The sequence below is a fragment of the Bacillus sp. B28 genome (genome assembly GCF_029536185.1).
GTDB classification, from domain to species: Bacteria; Bacillota; Bacilli; order Bacillales; family Bacillaceae; genus Bacillus; species Bacillus halotolerans.
On the sequence record NZ_CP120511.1, the window covers coordinates 932,971 to 947,561 of the forward strand.

Sequence of the window (14,591 nt, forward strand, 5' to 3'; positions counted from 1 at the left end):
CGCCTCCGGGCAGATGCTTTTATCATTATATCGTGTGTTCTGTCAGGTTCAGTCTTTGTTCCAAGTGTTGTTTGACGGACGGCCAGTCACTTTCGATAATACTGTAAAAGACGGAGTGACGAAATGTTCCGTCTTTTCTGATCATTTGATTTCGTAATATTCCTTCTTTCACTGCTCCCAATCGTTCTATCGCCTTTTGGGATCTGATATTCCGTTCATCTGTTTTAAACTGCACCCGAATGGTGTTCATCTGTTCAAAGCAATACTGTAAAAGTAAATATTTGCACTCAGTATTGACGGCTGTGCCCCATACCGAAGGATGAAACCACGTCCAGCCGATCTCCAGGCTTCTGCTGTCAGGCGATATATACAGAAAACGAGTCATGCCGACGATTTTGCCGGTTTCACGATGAAACATCACAAAAGGAAATTCTGTTCCGGATTTTTTATGATGCAATGCTTCCTCAACAAAGTCCTCCATATCATATGCGGTTTCAATCGTTTTCGGCAAATGGGTCCAAATTCTTTCATTTATTTGCCGCTTCATATAAACCTTGAATATGGCTCCTGTCCATCGGCACCACTCGGATCTGTTTGCCCATTAATTCATTCAATGTCACATTCATTTGACGTCCTCCTGCATAAGAGTAGCGGAGCAGCCTTTAAGGCCGCTCCTGGGTATCCTCTTGTATCATGGCTAAAATATGCTCCAGCCAGGATACGTAATTCTTCTCCCGTTCCAGCGCTTTTGTCAGTACCAGATAGTGGCCGAAATCCGGTGAAGAAAACGACATCGGCATCGGCTCCGCTGAGGCCATTAGCTTTTCATAACTTCCTTGCAGATCAGCGAGCTTGTCCTTGCGCTTCAGCAGCTGGTCTGTAAACAAGGCGGCTGCCTCCTGGCGTGACAGAGAAGAAATGAAATAAGCCTTCAGCATAAATTCATCCTTCACTGTTTCCGGAATAGGGTGGTGGCGGGTCAGCCACACGTGAAGCTCTTGTTTTCCGCTGTCTGTCAGGGTATACATTTTTTTCTCAAGTTTTGTGCCCTGAATCGTTGTCCGGAATGTGATAAAGCCTTCATCTGTCAGTTTTTTGAGCTCCGGATAAATCTGGCTGTGCTTGGCGCTCCAAAACTGGCCGAGCTCCGCTTTGAAATAACTTGTAATATCATATCCGCTCAATTCGCCTTTTCGTAAAAGCCCTAATATGGCGTATTTTAATACTCTCATGCTGTCCTCCGTGTCTATGGCTGTTTTTGCAAAAAAGAAACTTTTTAAATGCCCTGCCGCCGCAAAATCGGATCGTTCTTTTCTCTTATACCGGCAAAAACAAATGTGAATTCTTATACAAAATAGTGAATGCCATCTATTCTCATGTCTAGCTTTCATCTGTTCCCTATATTATAGGAAAGGGAGACTGGGAACACAACCGCATGTCCCCTTACGCTTATAGTCCTTTCAAGTTTCTTTCGAGTGTATGGAAGACAACTGCCAATAGAAAAATTTATGCTTTCATCAAAATAATAATGAAATTGAAGATTCTGATAAGTTTATATTTACCAAGTTTAAATTTAACTGTATAATCATTCTGGTAAATACATGATTGAGGAGAAACGGAAAATGAAAAGATTACTTATTGCATCATCTATTTGTCTATCAATGATTTTGTCTATTCTAGCAGCTCCGCCTTCAAGTGCAAAGGCGGAAACAGCACATAACCCTGTTGTTCTTGTTCATGGGATTAGCGGTGCATCATACAATTTTTTTGCTATTAAAAATTACTTAATCTCTCAGGGCTGGCAAAGCAATAAACTGTATGCAATTGATTTTTATGATAAAACAGGGAATAACTTAAATAACGGCCCGCAGCTTGCAGCATATGTTGACCGTGTTTTAAAAGAGACGGGGGCAAAAAAAGTAGATATTGTGGCTCATAGTATGGGAGGCGCCAATACGCTGTACTATATTAAATATTTAGGCGGGGGCAATAAGATTCAAAATGTTGTCACGCTTGGAGGGGCTAATGGTTTAGTGTCATCAACGGCGCTGCCGGGTACAGATCCTAATCAAAAGATCCTCTATACATCTATTTACAGTCTCAATGATCAAATTGTAATCAATAGCTTGTCTCGATTACAGGGAGCCAGAAACATCCAGCTGTATGGCATTGGACATATTGGATTGCTTTCTAATAGCCAAGTCAACGCCTATATCAAAGAAGGATTGAATGGCGGGGGACTAAATACGAACTAATGCTTCAAGATATGCGCTATGTTAAAACCTGCTGTTCAGTTACAGCAGGTTTTTTGTTTTCTGGCAGGTTGAAAAGAGCAGAAAGTCGGAACGAAAACTGACCTTTTTGTAAGTTCTAATACAGTTATTCAGCACTTCCGGAATGAATACTTCATATAACGGATAATCCTGCTCTAATCCTTCTTTGTTTGAAGCTTTTCGCTAATGCGGGAGCCGCCGCCTTCATGACAAATGGTCCCTTCCGCAACGCCGGCTTTTTTGGTAATTTCACTCGTGGATGCCGAGGCAAATCGCGGATTAGATTACTATCAAAAAGGCATTTTGCAATTTTGCGGAATCAAAAAAGTGAACAGGACACTGTACCCGCGCGTCAAGCATAGCAGCCCGGCTGCACGGGACAAATGGCTGAGGGCGGTATGTCAAAAAGTTATGGGTTTTTATGGGTCTTAGTCGTTCGTGCATACTGAAAGATAAGAAATCAGGCACTTTTTTCAATTGAAGCAGGTGTGTTATGGTACAACCATCAATTTCTATAAATTTGAAATAAAAGGAGCGCTGTTATGCAAATTAAAGAAATTTTTATGATCCGCTGCATTTCGTGCTTAAGTGTCGTCTTGCTCCATATCATTTCAATGGTCCTGATGCTTCAGGCGGAAGCACTTGCTGATATTTCTCACACGGTTGATTCTTTGCGCACACTCCTGATGTTCAGCACGCCTGCTTTCATTTTTATCTCTGAGTTTTTGCTGGCGCGTTCTTATCCTGACGGGGTGCCGGAGGGATTTTTGAAGAAGAGAGGAAAAGTGATTTTTATTCCCTTTTTGTTTATCGCAGCCATTGATGCCTTGCTGATGGCCAGTGCAATGGGGGGAAAGCTGACTTTTCTGGCGTTTGTGCAGAAATATCTGGAAAACGTATTTTTAGGAAACTTTATCGGATATTTCATTCTTGTCATCTTCCAATTTTATATCCTGCACATGCTCTTTCATGAGTATTTGAAAAAAGCATCGCCAAAATGGGTGCTGTCTGTTTCGTTTGTGGTGACAGCCGCTTATTTGGGCTATTTCTCAGCAGACAGTCCGGCACCCGCTTCTGAACAAGGCGGTTCATTTCCGTTCTTCTGGGTTCCGTTTGCAGGCTGGCTTTTCTACTTTTGTCTCGCTTATTACTGCGGAAAAGAGTACAAGCGGTTTTTAGCGCTGCTGAATCAATACCGCTGGTGGGTATACGGCGCTGCGGTCGGGTCCGCCGCGTTGGTTGTGGCTGTTTCTTATTTCGGAGAGGTCGGCATGATCAGCTCAAAGCGGCCTGACATCATGCTTTATTCAACAAGTATGATTTTCCTGTGCTTTCACCTGTTTTCTAACATAAAGCAGGTGCCGAAAATCATTATGTTTATCAGTAACTATTCCTTTTCGATTTATCTGCTGCACGCTTATTTTATGATCATTGGCTATGTTTTGCTGTTAAATATGCCAGACATTCCCGCCGTGCCGGCCGTTTTCTTGCTGTTTGCCGTCTGCACAGCGGGCCCGATCCTGACATCCTGGGCACTGAACAAGTTTAAATATGGATATTTGTTTGTAGGGAAAATCTATCAGCCGAAGAGGCGAAAAGTAAAAATGGAAGTGCGAGACCACGCAGGCTGAAAAATCACGGCAGGAGAAACGTTCCTGCCGTGATTTTTATGTTTCATTCACTTGCAATACTGTTTTTAAATACAGTTTAGCTGCTTCAGCCATTCCTGATACATCAGCTTTATCTTCATTGAAATAAAGCGCGTTCTGGATGATGCCATCGTTCACATTAAGAAAAAACTTAGTAATCGTCGCCAGAGGCTGCAGCGGCTGAAATTCCCCTTGATCGATTCCTTTTTGCAAAAGCTTCGAAAACCTTGTCACAAAAAGATCATAACGCTTCTCCAAATACTCGCGCCGTTCTTCATTGCGCCAAGCCGTCACCAAATATTCAAATTGTACCGGCGCCAATGTATCCGCCGCTCCACGCAGGCCTTCAGTCAGTCCATCGAGGTAGCTGGTAATAGTCTCCCAGACACTTCGATTTTCAGCTGATTCATCCAGCTTTCGGAGCCCTTCATCGAGGTCGGCCTCAATGATGCGGCGAAACATCTCTTCTGTACTGGAAAAATAAAGATAGACGCCGCCTCTGCTGAAGCTCGATTCTTCCACAACGTCCTTCATTGTCGTTAATTCAAATCCTTTTCGTTTAAAAACGGTTTTGGCGGCTTCTAAAATCTCCGCTTGCCGTTTATCTTTGTGCTCCTTTGTTACTTTCGGTGACAAAATATCGCCTGCTTTCTGCCATTTTCTTACCTATAAGTGTAGTCAACCCGGCCGCAATCAGCAAGCAGCCACAGATCAGAAAAGCAAGAGATACGCCGATCAATTCGGCCAGCACGCCCCCGCCCGCCATGCCGAGAATGGAGGCGAGAGTCGTCATGCTCTGAATAGCGCCAAACACTCTGCCGCTATAATCAACAGGCACGGACGTCTGAACAAGAATTTGAAACGGGATATGAACGAGCCCGAAAGCTGCTCCCATGATGAAAAAAGAGAAGATAAAAAGTGCTGTGCCGACAATTCCGAGGCCTCCCAGAAATGGCACACATCCAGTTGCTATTCCAAGCAGACAAGCCCCTAGTGTGAAATAAAGCAGATAAGAGGAAATTCGCCTTTTCCCTACAGTGACCGCCGTCAGCAACATGCCGGCCCCGCTTACGGCCATGCACCATCCTGCAAGTTCGGGCGGCGCACCGGGAAAAGAGCGGATGAGAATAATAGCCTGTGAATCGCCTATCTGCAATATGAAGAGAACAAAGCAAGCCGTGAACAAGCCCGTCAATAGAAGAGGTGTCTGTTTCATAAATAGAAAACCTTCTTTTATAGAAGCAAGTGCTGATGTTTTGTCTTGAGGTGTATTGGATGTTTGCTGAAATGCATCTCTCGGAAGCAAAAACAAAATGACAGCAGATAGAAGAAAAGCGCCCGCGTTGATGAAGAAAACGGAATGAATGGAGACTGCGGCGACCATTATGCCGCCAAGCGCGGGACCGGAAATTTTTGCAGTGTTATCGATGATGCTGCTGATAGAAACGGCCTGCTGAAGAAAAGCTTCTGATGTCAATTCCTTAAGCTTACCGTTTTTAGAAGGTGAAAACAATGAAGAAAAACAGCTCTGAAGGCTGAGCAATACGTAAAGCTGCCAAAGCTCACTGACATAAACACAGCTGATAACGGTGAGGGTGCGACCGATTTCAGACAGAAACATGATCATTTTTCTGTCAAATCGATCTGCAAGCACACCCGATACGGGGCCGAGAACAATGACAGGCAGTGCATATGACATCATTAAAAAAGACATATCCAGTGAAGAAGCATCCAGCTGAAAGGCGGCTAATGTTAAGACGGCCAAAATGTGCAGCCAGTCGCCAAGGGAAGAAATCGTTTGCGAGGCTAACAGCGTCATCAGCCCTTTATTTCTCCAAAACAATGATTGACCCATAGTTTTCTCCTCCTGTTTATAAAAGTGACACTAGTGTCGTTTTTATTGTATGGGAAAATAACACAATAAACAATCGTTTTCTTGTAAAATAATAAAGATTGAATAAAGCATTCAGGAGGGAGATGCGCATGTCAACAGCCAATCTAAGCTATCCGATAGGAGAGTACAAACCTAGGAAATTCATATCAAACGAGCAGAAAGAAGAATGGATTCAAGTGCTGGAGGAAGTGCCGGTTAAGCTGAAGCAAGCGGTTGAAGGAATGACGGACAGCCAGCTTGATACACCGTACCGAGACGGGGGATGGACCGTCCGGCAAGTTGTTCATCATCTGGCTGACAGTCATATGAATAGCTATATCCGTTTTAAATTAAGCTTGACAGAAGAGACGCCGGCCATCCGTCCGTATGATGAAAAAGCATGGTCGGAGCTTGAAGACTCCAAAACAGCGGAGCCGAGCGGTTCACTCGCGCTTTTGCAGGAGCTTCACGGAAGATGGACAGCTCTTCTTCGCACTCTGACAGATCAGCAATTTCAGCGCGGATTTTACCATCCCGATACAAAAGAGGTCATTACCCTAGAGAACGCGCTCGGGCTGTATGTCTGGCACTCACATCACCATATCGCTCATATTACGGAGCTTTCCAAACGGATGGGGTGGTCTTAACGCTTTTGCCGGCGGAAAGCCGGGAGACTGATTGCTGCAACCACCAGCAGAGAAATCACAGCCGCCGCCGCATATAAATGATCATAGCCGCTGGCAACACTGGCATGAATGGCATCGCTTATCGCAGTTTTGACTTCAGGCACAGGAATGCGTTCGATCTGTTCTTGTAAAGAAGAAACATCTGAACTGTCGATCTCGGGAATCATTTGCATAGCCTTCCCTGACTGTCCGCTGTCTGATAAGCGGCTGCTGATTTCATCGCCGATTTGGTCAAACCCTGCTGTGATAAAACCTGCATAAAGAGTAGGCGCCAATGTCAGTCCGATTTGCCTTACTAATGAAAGCGTGCCGAGCGCCGTGCCCTTATTCGCTTTAGCTGCTTCTGATACAAGAACATTCAGCGGAGCGCCTAGCAGAAAGCCAAAACCGATGCCGGCCGCCACGCTTGCAATGACAAACTCCCATTTTTCCGTCACCCAAAGCGGAAATAAAGCAAATCCCGCACATGAAATAATTCCTGAAAGCACAACAGTTTTCACCGGTCCTTTTTTGTCGGTGAGCGCTCCGCCAAGCCAAGCGCCGATTCCGGAAGCTAAGGCAAGAGGTGTCATCCAATAGCCCGCTTTTGCGGCAGGAATGCCTAAATATTGCTCAACATATGACGGAATAAAAATAACCGCCGCCAAGAGGCCCCCGGATAGCAAACCGATGATAAGCGTTCGCTGAAACATGTGATTCCGAAGTAAAGAATACGCCAGAATGGGATCGCCCCCGCGCATTTCCATCCGCTTCTCAAACCATACGAGCGCCGCAAAACAAAAAATACCGAAAACAATACATCCATAAACCTCAGGATCTCCCAGGCTTTTTAAGAGATTTGCCCCGTCAAGGTTTGTCATGCCGTACATGACAGCCAAAATTGACAAGGACAGAAGAAAAATTCCGGCCGTGTCGAGACGTTTGGCCTCCGGCGCTTTGGTTTCCACAATAAAAAATGCACCGAAAACAACCAGCAGCACTGCAATCGGCAGGTTAATCAAAAACAGCCAATGCCATGACCCGGTCCAATCAAGCAGAAAGCTTCCGATATTGGGTCCGAGCACAGCAGCCATCCCGTTCATCGCCCCTAGCAAACCAAGGGCCTTCCCTTGCTTTTCCTTTGGAAGTGTAGCAAGGACGTGAGAACTTCCGATGATGAATATCCCGCCGCCTCCAAGCGCCTGAATCAGCCGTGAGATAAGAAATAGCGGAAAGCTTTGGCTTAAAGCGACAAGCAAAGAACCAAGCCCGAAAAGGCCAACTTCAATAAGAAACAGCTTTTTTCTGCCGTAGCGGTCGGAAAGCTTTCCGACGATCGGCACACTGACGCTGAGACCGAGCGTATAAAGCGTAATGCCCCATGAACCCCAAGACGGAGAAACGGCAAATGATTCGTTTATCGTGGTCAGCGCAGCGGAGATGATCCCGTTATCAAGCGCAGCCATAAACACACCGATGGTAAACAGGCTGATCGCCCACTTTTGGCTTTTTTGATCTGCCAATGCCTTATGCATATTCATCAGCTCCTTTTACTTCACTCGGAATATATTATTCATTTAAAATGAACCAAATGTCAAATGAAAAAAGTCTGCCTCCGCAGTTTGCGTGAGGACAGACTTCGCTGACATTATTCTTTTTTAGCCTGCTCCAGCGCTCTGGAAAGAATAGAAAGCCCTTTGGAAACAGCTTGCTTTTCATCAGGAGACAGCATTTCCAAGGAACGCTTCAATTTCATATGGCCCTTTTGATAAAGCCCGCGAAAAATATTTTTCGCATCCTCCGTTAAATGAACAACCACTGAACGGCGGTCCTCTTCAGAGTGTGAGCGTTTAACAAAGCCGGATTTCTCAAGGCGGTCAAGCAGCCCGGTTGTATTTGACAGGGAAGCCCCCATTTTCTCTGCAATGTCACTGACCTTCAGCGTTCCGTGATTGTTTAAAAGCATGAGCACTTTCATTTGCGGCATGCTCATATCCAGCTTCATCCACTCAGACACATCACCGAGCCCGGCAGATGTTAAGACTTTCATATAAAGCACCCAAATTTCACGTTCCTCAGATGAAAGAATATTTTCGTTTAATACTGTTGTATCATGTAAGTTATATTCCATTTGATCACTTCCTCGTCATTCGCTCCTCTTACCATATTACTCGATTTTAACCGCTGAAAGAAAGTCAGCATAAACCGCAGATGAGACTTTGTCCGAAAAATAGCGGTAGTGTATAATGAGTTGGAGATTATTGGGGAAAGAAATATCGAACTGTATATGATTGGAGAGACCATTGCTGATTAAAAAGAATGCTTTATCAATTTTAAAAATCGTTTTTCCTGTTGCTGTTTTACTATTTGTGTTTTATCAGTCGAAAAAAGAATTGACAAACCTGTCATTCAAACGAACGCTTATGGTAATCAACGGGCTGGAGCGGACCGACTTATTCATTCTTGTGCTCATCGGCCTGCTTGCTGTTGCGGCCATGTCACTATATGATTACGTTCTTAAATATTCGCTGCGCCTTTCGATCACAAACGGAAAGGTGTTCAGAGTATCCTGGATTGCCAATTCATTTAATAATGTCCTTGGCTTCGGAGGGTTAGCCGGAGTCGGGTTAAGAATGATGTTTTATAAGGAGCATACAAAAGACCATAAAGCGCTGGTGAAGGGAATTGCCTGGCTTACATCCTCTATGCTGCTCGGCCTTTCAGTTTTCAGCATTTTCGTTGTCGCAAGATTGCTGCCCGTGGATGAAGTCATCAATGAAAAACCATGGCTGTGGGCGGTTGTTATCGGCTTCGCGCTGATTGTGCCGATCTCTTTGGCGGCGGCTAAACGAAAAGGCCGCAAAGCAGGGGATGAAGAGGGCGCAGACAAAGTGAAAAATCCGATTTTCGCTTATATGGGTGCTTCCGTTGCAGAATGGCTTATGGCTGGAATCGTAATCTATCTGTCTCTGTTCGCCATGGGAATTCATGCTGACATCAGGTATGTGTTCGGGGTATTTGTGATTGCGGCAATCGGAGGCATGATCAGTCTTGTTCCGGGCGGCTTCGGCTCGTTTGACCTTTTGTTTTTGCTCGGAATGGAGCAGCTTGGCTACCATCAGGAAGCCATTGTGACGTCGATTGTGCTGTACCGGCTCGTCTACTCATTTATCCCGTTCGTTTTGGGACTGTTCTTTGCTGCCGGCGATCTGACCGAAAGTACGATGAAACGGCTTGAAACGAACCCGCGAATTGCGCCGGCTATCGAAACGACAAACGTGCTGCTTGTCGTACAGCGGGCCATGTTAGTGAGGATTTTACAGGGATCGCTTTCACTCATTGTGTTCGTAGCCGGTCTCATTGTCCTTGCGTCGGTGTCACTGCCGATTGATCGGCTGACAGTCATTCCGCACATTCCCCGTCCGGTCCTTTTGCTGTTCAACGGGCTGTCCTTAAGCTCAGCGCTCATTTTGCTGATATTGCCGATCGAGCTTTATAAACGGACAAAACGGTCCTATACAATGGCGATTACAGCACTTGTCGGCGGATTTGTTTTCAGCTTTTTAAAAGGGCTCAATATCAGTGCAATATTCATATTGCCGATTATCATCGTCTTGCTTGTGCTGCTGAAAAAACAATTTGTCAGAGAACAGGCTTCCTATACGCTCGGGCAAATGATTTTCGCTGCGGCCCTGTTTACTGTGGCGCTGTTTAACTATAACATTATCGCAAGCTTCATCTGGGATCGGATGAAAAAGGTGCTGCGCCACGAATATTTCGTCCACAGCACTTCCCATATTACACATGCGACCATCATGGCAATCATTGCCGTTCCGCTGTTCTTCTTTATTTTTACAGTGGTGTATCATAAGAAAACCAAACCAATTGGGGAAAAAGCTAATCCAGAACGTCTTGCTGAGTTTTTGAATGAAAAAGGCGGCAACGCGCTCAGCCATCTCGGCTTTCTGGGAGATAAGCGCTTTTATTTCTCTAGCGACGGCAATGCATTGCTTCTGTTTGGGAAAATCGCAAGACGACTGGTCGTGCTCGGCGATCCGTCCGGCCAAAAGGAGTCGTTCCCGCTTGTGCTCGAAGAATTTCTTAACGAAGCACATCAAAAGGGGTTCAGTGTTCTGTTCTATCAAATCGAACGAGAGGACATGGCGCTGTACCACGATTTTGGCTATAACTTTTTTAAACTTGGCGAGGAAGCCTATGTGGATTTAAACACGTTTACCATATCAGGGAAGAAAAAAGCCGGCCTGCGGGCGATCAATAACCGGTTTGAACGGGAGGAATATACTTTCCATGTAGATCATCCTCCATTTTCAGAAGCGTTTTTAGAAGAGCTCAAACAAATCTCCGATGAATGGCTCGGCTCGAAAAAGGAGAAGGGCTTTTCGCTCGGGTTCTTTGATCCGTCATATTTACAGAGAGCACCGATCGCCTATATGAAAAATGCCGAAGGGGACATTGTCGCTTTCGCCAATATCATGCCAATGTATCAGGAAGGCGAAATCTCGGTCGATCTGATGCGCTATCGCAGCGACGCCCCGAACGGTATTATGGATGCATTGTTCATCCGCATGTTTTTATGGGCGAAGGAGGAGGGGTGCACGTCATTTAACATGGGTATGGCGCCCTTGGCCAATGTCGGCACAGCCTTTACATCCTTCTGGTCTGAACGCTTCGCGGCTGTCATTTTTAATAATGTTCGGTACATGTACAGTTTCAGCGGGCTCCGGGCATTTAAAGAAAAATACAAACCCGAATGGCGCGGAAAATACTTGGCGTATCGGAAAAACAGATCTCTTTCTGTCACCATGTTCCTCGTCACGCGTCTGATCGGCAAAAGCAAAAAAGACTCCGTCTAAACAGACGGAGTTCTTTTTTATTTAGACTTTAAGAAATACGTTTCAATATCGTCAAGCAGATAGTTTGCGGCTTTGATTCCGCCTGCGGTTGTCCACACGACGTCATCGACCTCATGGGCGTTCCCTGATTTCACAGCCTTGAGGTTTTTCCATAGTGAACTGCTCGTCCACTGATTGGCCCATTTTTCATTATCTTTTGCATTATCGGCTTTATAAGTGAAATAAAAAAGCACATCGCCATCCATATCGGGAATGGATTCTTTGCTGTCTGTTGAGAACGTGAATTGGTCCTTTTGTTTCTTGAATAGCTCCACTTGCTTTTCAGGACGTTTAAAACCCAGCTGGTCTAGAATAATGCCAGAGAATGAATCCTTATAATAGATTCTTGACTCGCCGGACAGAAAGCGTACAACAGACACAGTTTTCTTTGTCTGATCGCCAAGCTTATCTTTCATATCGGCAACGCGCTTATCAAAATCGGCAATGACTTCTTTGCCTTTGTCCGCCTTATTTACCGCGTCGGCATAAAGAGTCAGGTTATCCTTCCAGTTCCCGGCTAAAGATTCAGCAAAAACCGTGGGCGCAATCGCATTTAACTGATCATAAATCTTTTCTTGGCGCACTTTATTTCCAATAATCAAATCAGGCTTTAATTCCGCGATGGCTTCCACATTCGGTTCAGTTTCTAGCCCGACGTTTTTAACACCTTCCATATCGTCTTTCAGGTAGTCATACCACGGGTCGCCCTTCCATGACTTCACGGCCCCGACGGGTTTAATGCCAAGCGCTAAAAGCGCCTCTGTTCCTTCATTTGTTAAGACGACAATCCGTTTTGGATGGGCTGGAATGTTGTCTGATGTCCCCATTGCATGTTTAACCGTTCTTGTTTTGCTGCTTGACCCCTCGCTGTTACTTGAACTTTCTGAACTATTACAGGCAGAAAGCACCATAACGGCCATAAGTAATACAAATAGCATGCTGATGTGCTTTTTCATCTTTTTCCTCCCAATATTGAAATTCATTATCATTTAGATCATAATAAGCAGTGGTGAGAGTGTCAATCATTAATTGAGGATGATTCTCAAAAACAATCAATTTACTGCAGTCATGATGAAGAATGGTACATAGTAAATCACTAGGAGAATTGGATGATGATCTTCAAAAAGGCTTATTCGAAATGGATTTTGTTATTATGTCTGCTTTTCGTTTTGCTGGCGGCTGTCTGCGCAAGTGTCATATACGGCTATACCGGTACGTCATGGGGACAGGTCTATCAAGCGTTTACATCTTTTAACGGATCAAATGAGCAAGTCATCATTAAAGACGTCAGGCTCCCGCGCGCCTTGGTTGCCGCGGTCGTCGGCGCTTCCCTTGCGGCTGCCGGCGCTCTGATGCAGGCGCTGACAAAAAACCCGCTAGCATCACCAGGGATTTTCGGAATCAACGCAGGGGCCGGCTTTTTTATTGTTGCCGGATCATTTTTTCTGCATATTCAATCACCCCAAGCGCTTGTATGGAGCTCGTTTCTCGGTGCTTCCTTTACCGCCGCGATTGTCTATGCCGCAGGTTCGCTTGGAAGAGAAGGGCTCACGCCGATCAAATTAACGTTGGCTGGAGCAGCCATGGCGGCAATGTTTTCTTCGCTGACACAAGGCATGCTTTCCGTCAATGAACTCGAGCTGGCTCAGGTGCTATTTTGGCTGACGGGCTCTGTGCAGGGCAGGAGTCTCGATTTGCTGATGACAATGCTTCCATATGCCGCGGCGGCGCTTTTAATCAGCTGTTTCCTCGGCCGAAAAATTAATCTTCTTGTCATGGGAGAAGATGTTGCCAAAGGACTTGGTCAAAAAACGGGACTGCTGAAATTTGCTATGGCACTATGCATTGTCCTGCTTGCCGGTTCGGCTGTCGCCATTGCCGGACCGATTTCCTTTATCGGCATCATCATCCCGCACTTTGCCCGCTTTATCATCGGCAATGATTATCGCTGGGTTCTGCCGTTTTCCGCTGTGTTGGGTGCGATTTTACTTGTTGCCGCGGACATCGGGGCACGATATATCATTATGCCTCAGGAAGTTCCTGTCGGGGTTATGACGGCGATTATCGGCATGCCTGTGTTTGTTTACATCGCAAGAAGGGGGGCGAATCTATGAAACTTCGTTTTGGCATTACAGCGGCTGAAAAGAAAGCATGGATTGTCTTTTTTGTTTTACTCTGTTTAACAGCGGCTTTGTTCATCATAAGCGCCGGTCTCGGACAGCGGTTCATTCCTCCTTGGGATGTGGCCAAAACATTTTTCGGTGCAGGTTCAAAGCTCGATGAAATGATGGTGATGTCGTTCCGCATGCCAAGAATATTGACAGCTGTATGCGCCGGCGTTTGCTTGGCTGCGGCAGGCGCAATTTTGCAGGGGCTGGTCAGAAACCCTCTCGCATCCCCGGATATTATCGGAATCACGGGCGGAGCGGCTGTGGCTGTGGTGCTTGTCATGATGTTCTTCTCAGACCGAAGCGATTCACTGACGATCAGTCTGTCATGGCTTCCGGCTGCCGCATTTATCGGGGCATCAGTTGTTGGACTTATCGTTTATTTACTCGCATACAAAAATGGCGCCTCCACGTTTCGGCTGGTGCTGATCGGAATCGGATTTTCAATGTCTGCACAAGCGATGACCACATTGCTCATGATCAAAGGACCGATCTACAGGGCGTCCCAAGCCAATGTATACATAACAGGTTCGGTCTACGGATCTAACTGGCAGCATGTAAAAATAGCCGTGTTGCTGTCTGTCATTCTCTTATTCATTTGTTTTATCTGTCTTAAAAATATGAATATACAGATGCTCGGTGAAGATATTGCGGCAGGCGCGGGAAGCTCCGTGCAAAGAAACCGGTTCTTCCTGCTTCTGCTGAGTACGGCTCTTACGGGCTGTGCGGTTTCTGTTGCCGGAACGATTGGTTTTGTCGGTCTGATGGCGCCGCACATCGCAAGGCGTCTCGTCGGCTCGTCTTACGGTGCCCTGCTCCCAGCATCTGCACTGATCGGGGCTCTGCTCGTATTAGGAGCAGACATCATCGGCAGAACCTTATTTGCCCCGGTCGAAGTGCCGGCAGGCGTTTTTACAGCGGCGATCGGCGCCCCCTACTTTATTTATTTGCTCTATAAAACAAGAAATTCCTGAATGTAAGGACCCATTTTCTCTGCAAAGAAAATGGGTTTTTTAATAATGACTGAAAATTCCCATTAATATTTTGTTA

The 14,591-nt window shown here is 45.7% G+C and carries 12 protein-coding genes and 1 pseudogene; 6 read left to right on the forward strand and 7 right to left on the reverse strand.

The window, feature by feature from the left end; translation table 11 throughout:
* Positions 1 to 25 precede the first annotated feature (25 nt).
* Positions 26 to 626 (reverse strand): annotated as a pseudogene (locus tag P3L57_RS04435) (GNAT family N-acetyltransferase).
* Between the two features lie 36 nt (positions 627 to 662).
* Entirely contained in the window at positions 663 to 1,232 is a 570-nt protein-coding gene (locus P3L57_RS04440) for a PadR family transcriptional regulator (RefSeq protein ID WP_069487592.1), read from the reverse strand.
* A gap of 390 nt (positions 1,233 to 1,622) precedes the next feature.
* On the opposite strand from P3L57_RS04440, the gene estB reads away from it, so the two are divergent.
* On the forward strand, positions 1,623 to 2,255 hold the full coding sequence (gene estB, locus P3L57_RS04445; protein WP_069487591.1) for an esterase EstB: 633 nt from the start codon (positions 1,623 to 1,625) through the stop codon (positions 2,253 to 2,255).
* Positions 2,256 to 2,815: 560 nt separating this feature from the next.
* Positions 2,816 to 3,904, forward strand: a complete 1,089-nt coding sequence (locus tag P3L57_RS04450; RefSeq protein WP_069487590.1) for an acyltransferase family protein — start codon at positions 2,816 to 2,818, stop codon at positions 3,902 to 3,904.
* 36 nt (positions 3,905 to 3,940) lie between these two features.
* Here the strand turns inward: P3L57_RS04450 and P3L57_RS04455 are convergent, their stop codons facing one another.
* Together P3L57_RS04455 and P3L57_RS04460 are read right to left on the reverse strand one after the other, a co-directional pair.
* Complete coding sequence (locus P3L57_RS04455; RefSeq protein ID WP_044163704.1) at positions 3,941 to 4,558, reverse strand: TetR/AcrR family transcriptional regulator; 618 nt, start codon at positions 4,556 to 4,558, stop codon at positions 3,941 to 3,943.
* Positions 4,524 to 5,777, reverse strand: a complete 1,254-nt coding sequence (locus P3L57_RS04460) for an MFS transporter (RefSeq protein ID WP_069487589.1) — start codon at positions 5,775 to 5,777, stop codon at positions 4,524 to 4,526. Before P3L57_RS04460 ends, P3L57_RS04455 begins: the two co-directional genes overlap by 35 nt.
* 128 nt (positions 5,778 to 5,905) lie before the next feature.
* On the opposite strand from P3L57_RS04460, the gene bstA reads away from it, so the two are divergent.
* The gene (bstA, locus tag P3L57_RS04465; protein ID WP_044163708.1) at positions 5,906 to 6,442 is read left to right on the forward strand and encodes a bacillithiol transferase BstA; all 537 of its coding nucleotides are present in this window, start codon (positions 5,906 to 5,908) and stop codon (positions 6,440 to 6,442) included.
* On the opposite strand, the gene P3L57_RS04470 is transcribed toward bstA, so the two are convergent.
* Both P3L57_RS04470 and P3L57_RS04475 read right to left on the reverse strand, forming a co-directional pair.
* Positions 6,439 to 7,995 carry an MFS transporter gene (locus P3L57_RS04470; protein ID WP_069487588.1) on the reverse strand — a complete coding sequence of 519 codons (1,557 nt, stop codon included), beginning with the start codon at positions 7,993 to 7,995 and terminating at the stop codon, positions 6,439 to 6,441. The genes bstA and P3L57_RS04470 overlap by 4 nt on opposite strands.
* A gap of 113 nt (positions 7,996 to 8,108) precedes the next feature.
* Complete coding sequence (locus P3L57_RS04475) at positions 8,109 to 8,591, reverse strand: MarR family transcriptional regulator (RefSeq protein ID WP_059291612.1); 483 nt, start codon at positions 8,589 to 8,591, stop codon at positions 8,109 to 8,111.
* Between the two features lie 172 nt (positions 8,592 to 8,763).
* Here P3L57_RS04475 and mprF point away from each other — a divergent pair, with 172 nt between their 5' ends.
* Entirely contained in the window at positions 8,764 to 11,334 is a 2,571-nt protein-coding gene (gene mprF, locus P3L57_RS04480) for a bifunctional lysylphosphatidylglycerol flippase/synthetase MprF (protein WP_059291611.1), read from the forward strand.
* Positions 11,335 to 11,351: 17 nt separating this feature from the next.
* Here the strand turns inward: mprF and P3L57_RS04485 are convergent, their stop codons facing one another.
* Complete coding sequence (locus tag P3L57_RS04485; RefSeq protein ID WP_044163716.1) at positions 11,352 to 12,329, reverse strand: ABC transporter substrate-binding protein; 978 nt, start codon at positions 12,327 to 12,329, stop codon at positions 11,352 to 11,354.
* Positions 12,330 to 12,485: 156 nt separating this feature from the next.
* Here P3L57_RS04485 and P3L57_RS04490 point away from each other — a divergent pair, with 156 nt between their 5' ends.
* Together P3L57_RS04490 and P3L57_RS04495 are read left to right on the forward strand one after the other, a co-directional pair.
* Positions 12,486 to 13,487, forward strand: a complete 1,002-nt coding sequence (locus P3L57_RS04490; RefSeq protein ID WP_059336056.1) for a FecCD family ABC transporter permease — start codon at positions 12,486 to 12,488, stop codon at positions 13,485 to 13,487.
* Positions 13,484 to 14,515 (forward strand): FecCD family ABC transporter permease, encoded by a 1,032-nt coding sequence (locus P3L57_RS04495; RefSeq protein ID WP_069487587.1) that lies wholly within the window; start codon positions 13,484 to 13,486, stop codon positions 14,513 to 14,515. Before P3L57_RS04490 ends, P3L57_RS04495 begins: the two co-directional genes overlap by 4 nt.
* The last annotated feature ends 76 nt before the right edge of the window (positions 14,516 to 14,591 follow it).

What these genes read in the sequence shown, in the direction of transcription:
- P3L57_RS04440 (WP_069487592.1), bottom strand. Translation starts at nt 1,232, where the DNA reads ATGAGAGTATTAAAATACGCCATATTAGGGCTTTTACGAAAAGGCGAA.
- estB (WP_069487591.1), top strand. Translation starts at nt 1,623, where the DNA reads ATGAAAAGATTACTTATTGCATCATCTATTTGTCTATCAATGATTTTG.
- P3L57_RS04450 (WP_069487590.1), top strand. Translation starts at nt 2,816, where the DNA reads ATGCAAATTAAAGAAATTTTTATGATCCGCTGCATTTCGTGCTTAAGT.
- P3L57_RS04460 (WP_069487589.1), bottom strand. Translation starts at nt 5,777, where the DNA reads ATGGGTCAATCATTGTTTTGGAGAAATAAAGGGCTGATGACGCTGTTA.
- bstA (WP_044163708.1), top strand. Translation starts at nt 5,906, where the DNA reads ATGTCAACAGCCAATCTAAGCTATCCGATAGGAGAGTACAAACCTAGG.
- P3L57_RS04470 (WP_069487588.1), bottom strand. Translation starts at nt 7,995, where the DNA reads ATGCATAAGGCATTGGCAGATCAAAAAAGCCAAAAGTGGGCGATCAGC.
- P3L57_RS04475 (WP_059291612.1), bottom strand. Translation starts at nt 8,591, where the DNA reads ATGGAATATAACTTACATGATACAACAGTATTAAACGAAAATATTCTT.
- P3L57_RS04485 (WP_044163716.1), bottom strand. Translation starts at nt 12,329, where the DNA reads ATGAAAAAGCACATCAGCATGCTATTTGTATTACTTATGGCCGTTATG.
- P3L57_RS04490 (WP_059336056.1), top strand. Translation starts at nt 12,486, where the DNA reads ATGATCTTCAAAAAGGCTTATTCGAAATGGATTTTGTTATTATGTCTG.
- P3L57_RS04495 (WP_069487587.1), top strand. Translation starts at nt 13,484, where the DNA reads ATGAAACTTCGTTTTGGCATTACAGCGGCTGAAAAGAAAGCATGGATT.